This window comes from Paraburkholderia sp. BCC1876 (assembly GCF_902833695.1).
Taxonomy (GTDB): Bacteria; Pseudomonadota; Gammaproteobacteria; order Burkholderiales; family Burkholderiaceae; genus Paraburkholderia.
Map to the genome: position 1 here is coordinate 1 of NZ_CADFGI010000108.1, position 428 is coordinate 428.

General features: G+C 61.4%; 1 protein-coding gene. It reads left to right on the plus strand.

Annotated features, from left to right (window positions below; all coding sequences use genetic code 11):
• Positions 1–21 precede the first annotated feature (21 nt).
• The coding region (locus HWY05_RS38020; protein WP_176061513.1) for a sugar phosphate nucleotidyltransferase at positions 22–428 on the plus strand (407 nt) is incomplete at its 3' end.

The following is a 428-nucleotide window of genomic DNA, read 5'->3' on the forward strand; positions in this document are numbered from 1 at the left end:
GAATCCGAGGACATGCCTGCCATGCTGGAAGTCACCAAAGCCGTGTTTCCCGTGGCCGGTCTCGGCACGCGCTTCCTGCCGGCCACCAAGGCCAGCCCGAAGGAAATGCTGCCGGTCGTGGACAAGCCGCTGGTTCAATATGCGGTCGAGGAAGCGATCAACGCGGGTATCACGGAGATGATTTTCGTGAGCAGTCGCAGCAAGCGCGCCATCGAGGATCTCTTCGACAGGTCCTACGAAATCGAGGCGGAGCTCGAAGCGCGCGGGAAGGAAAAGCTGCTGTCGCTGGTTCGCAGCATCAAGCCGAGTCATGTCGATTGCTTCTACGTGCGCCAGGCGGAGGCATTAGGACTCGGTCACGCGGTGCTGTGCGCGGAAAAGCTGGTCGGCAACCAACCCTTCGCGGTCATGCTGGCCGACGACCTCCT